This is a genomic window from Rhodococcus sp. EPR-147, from assembly GCF_001647185.1.
GTDB lineage: Bacteria > Actinomycetota > Actinomycetes > Mycobacteriales > Mycobacteriaceae > Rhodococcoides.
This window is the reverse complement of record NZ_LVCU01000226.1, coordinates 1-3,122: the sequence shown is the minus strand read 5'-3', so window position 1 is coordinate 3,122 and position 3,122 is coordinate 1. Positions and strand designations below refer to the sequence as shown.

Below are 3,122 nucleotides of genomic sequence, written 5' to 3'. Positions count from 1 at the left end.
TCTCGGTGGCGGTGTCGGCGGGCCGTTCGGGGCGAACCTCGAAGTTCACGCAACCACGATCGAACTCGGTGGCCTGCGCGAGAATCTGCTCGACGGGCTCGGCGATGGAGGTGTCCACGGCGAGCGAGACGGTGTCGACGGAATCGCAGGAATCAACACCGGACGCGCGGACGGCCTGAACGCCGAACCAACCACCGACCACGACGACGACTGCCACCAGCGCAAGCACCGACCAGATCGCGGCCGAACCGAACCGCCGCGCACTACCGCTGTGACGTCCCGACATCGATGCAACCCCCTGCTCGCCCCCCGCTGCACTCACAGGACGAGTGCAAGCGCACGCGCCCTCAGAAGTGACGCGACGCACAGCATAGTAGCCTTCTCAGCGACCGGAGCGACTTCTCAGCGCATTGACGAAAACGTTCGGGATCTCCGCGGGATTTCGAGCAACGAAGCTCGTACCACCCGTTGCTGCCGAAATCTGTTGCAGCACACCAGCATCGGCGTCGTCGGTGATGCCGATGGTGACGATGACGACCGGCCTGGACGGGTCCTGCTCGGCGCGCAGAGTGGACAGCAGCTCGTCGAGCGCGATGCTGTCGGGGTCCTCGTTGGTGCCGTCGGTGAGGATGATGACGCTGTTGACCGCGTCGGGATCGTAGCCCTGCTGCACCGTGCGGAACGCTGCCAACGTGGTGTCGTAGAGACCGGTACCACCTCCGACCAGGGCCGGAAGCGTTCGAGTCTGCTGCAGCAGCACCTCACGCTGCGTGGTGTTGCCGACTTTTTCGTCCATTCGCCGGATCGGTGCGAGCTCACGGTAGTCCTGCGATTCGCCGCCGAGTCCGATCGAGAATGCCCACAACCCCATCGACGCGTTGTCGGGGAACAGTCGATTTCCGGTTTCGCTGGCCTGCACCGTCAATGCGATACGTGAGTCGGCCCCCGCGCTGTAGTTCATCGATCCGGAGACGTCCTCCATCACCAGAGTCCGCGACGGCAGCGCCAACACCTGGTACTGGCGCAGCGTCGACTCGGCGGCCTGCTGGTCGGCGATCGTCAGAGACGTCACGTCACCGATCCCGCGATCGGAATCGAGGGGTGCGTTGTCCGCGGAGCGGAACCCCGCATCGGACAGAGCCCGCTGCCCCTGTTCGGATTCGATGGCCGTGGCCAGTGCCGTCCCGACGGATTTCGCGGTCTCGTGTCGATCCCCTGCGGGCTCGGTCACGGCCAGCGGAAAGTTGAGGAAGATGCTGCCCGTCGGCGGCACCGTCGCGCCCAGTTCGACGTTGTTGTCCTGCTGATAGGCCAGGAAGGCCTGCTCGGAGACCACTGCGACACCGCCGTCGGCAACCAGATCGTCCAGCCGTACCGTCGGATCGGCCTCACCGCGAGTGGCGGCCTGGGCCTGAGCGATGGGGACGAGCGCCGCTCCGACCGAGTCCAGGGCGGTCTCGTCCGATCCGGCCTCGGCCACCGCGCCCAGGATGGCCGCATCGGATGTGGTGTTGGTCAGCGGGTTGCCGATGCGCAGACCTTCGAGCTTCAACGCGGTGAGCCAGGTGTCGAAGAACGGCACCTCGTCCTTGCGGGCCGCGAGCACAGCCGGGGTGCCGGCCACCGACTGACTCGCCAGGTCGATCAGCGACGCAGTGGACCGCACGGTCTTGCCGATCCACAGCGAGGAATCCGGAATCCAGAGAGAGGGAACGTCGTCGCCCTTGGCGACCGCAGCCGAGACCTGGCCGGATTCGGTTGCGGTGACCTCGATCCGAGCGCAACCGAGGCTTTCCGCGGACGTCTCGTCGACGATCTTCTGCAGCACCGGCGCGATGGCAGGGTCCGCGGCCAGAGAGTAGGACGCGGGATCGCCGCATTCGGAACCGAATGCCTTCTGCGCGACGACCACTCCGCCGCCCACCACGAGAAACAGGGCCACGGCCACGACGCCGTACTTGGCGAATCCTCTGCTGCTCGTCGCGGACGACGGGGCACTGTGTCTACCGGGCATGGACGGCTCCTACTTCACTGGTCGTTCCACAGGCTCCACCCCTGCCGCGTCAGGCGTAGATCTTGACGAACGTTTTCAGCGAGTTCTCGATGTCGCCCTTGAGGGCGCGTGCGACGCCGGACCCGATCGGACCGAACAGCGGCGCGCCGCCGAGGTTGACGTCGATGGTGATCTCGGAGCCTTCACCCTTGGATTTCACGGACAGGTTCAGGCCGATCTTGACGCCGCCCTTACCGTTGCCCTTGAGCTCGAGCTTCTTGGGCGGATCGTAGGACTCGATCTTCCAGGACACCCGGTTGCGCATGCCCTTCACGCTGGCGACGGAATCCAAGGTGGTGCCCACGGCCAGTTGCTCGGGCAGCTCACCGCGCCACGCTTCGTGGATGGAGAGCCACTGCTCGTATCCGGACAGATCGGACGCGTGCGCCCACGTCTGCTCGGGGGTGAGTGGGACGTCGAGGGAAACCTTCAGCTTGGCCACAGCAGGGATGGTAACCGCTGCACGAAAAATGTCCGTGTGAGGCCTTGCTCACACGGACATTTTCGGGGGGACCTGCTATCGACTAGTGAGCGCTGGCCTTCTCCGCACCGATACCGGTGAGGGAGCGAACCTCCATCTCGGCCTGCTTGTCGGTGTTCTCGGTGTCCTTCGAGATCAGAGTTCCGACGATGCCGAGGATGAATGCCAACGGGATCGAGACGATGCCGGGGTTGGAGAGCGGGAACCAGGCGAAGTCCGAGCCGGGGACCATCGACGTCGGCGATCCGGAGACGGCCGGGGAGAAGATGATCAGCACGATCGTCGAGATCAGGCCGCCGTACATGCTGAACAGTGCGCCGGTGGTGGTGAAGCGACGCCAGAACAGCGAGTACAGGATGGTCGGCAGGTTCGCGGCCGCAGCAACGGCGAACGCGAGTGCCACCAGGAAGGCGATGTTCTGCCCGTTGGCGAGGATGCCGAGGCCGATGGCCAGGACGCCGATTACGACGGCGGTGATCCGCGAGACCTTGACCTGCTTCTTGTCGTCGACCTTGCCCTTCTTGATGACGCTCGCATAGATGTCGTGAGCGAACGACGCCGAGGCGGTGATCGTCAAGCCGGCGACCA

The 3,122-nt window shown here is 65.2% G+C and carries 3 protein-coding genes and 1 pseudogene; all 4 read right to left on the bottom strand.

Features of this window, described 5'->3' with window-relative positions; genetic code table 11:
* Nucleotides 1-322, bottom strand: a pseudogene (locus A2J02_RS11120) (hypothetical protein); the annotation flags it as partial.
* 60 nt (nt 323-382) lie between these two features.
* Entirely contained in the window at nt 383-2,014 is a 1,632-nt protein-coding gene (locus A2J02_RS11115) for a substrate-binding and VWA domain-containing protein (RefSeq protein ID WP_068050071.1), read from the bottom strand.
* A 49-nt stretch (nt 2,015-2,063) separates the two neighbouring features.
* Entirely contained in the window at nt 2,064-2,495 is a 432-nt protein-coding gene (locus A2J02_RS11110; RefSeq protein WP_068050069.1) for a type II toxin-antitoxin system Rv0910 family toxin, read from the bottom strand.
* A gap of 82 nt (nt 2,496-2,577) precedes the next feature.
* The coding region (locus A2J02_RS11105) for a solute symporter family protein (RefSeq protein WP_442971471.1) at nt 2,578-3,122 on the bottom strand (545 nt) is incomplete at its 5' end.

Bases quoted from the DNA above. Each gene is read 5' to 3' on its own strand.
- A2J02_RS11115 (WP_068050071.1), bottom strand. From the start codon at position 2,014: ATGCCCGGTAGACACAGTGCCCCGTCGTCCGCGACGAGCAGCAGAGGA.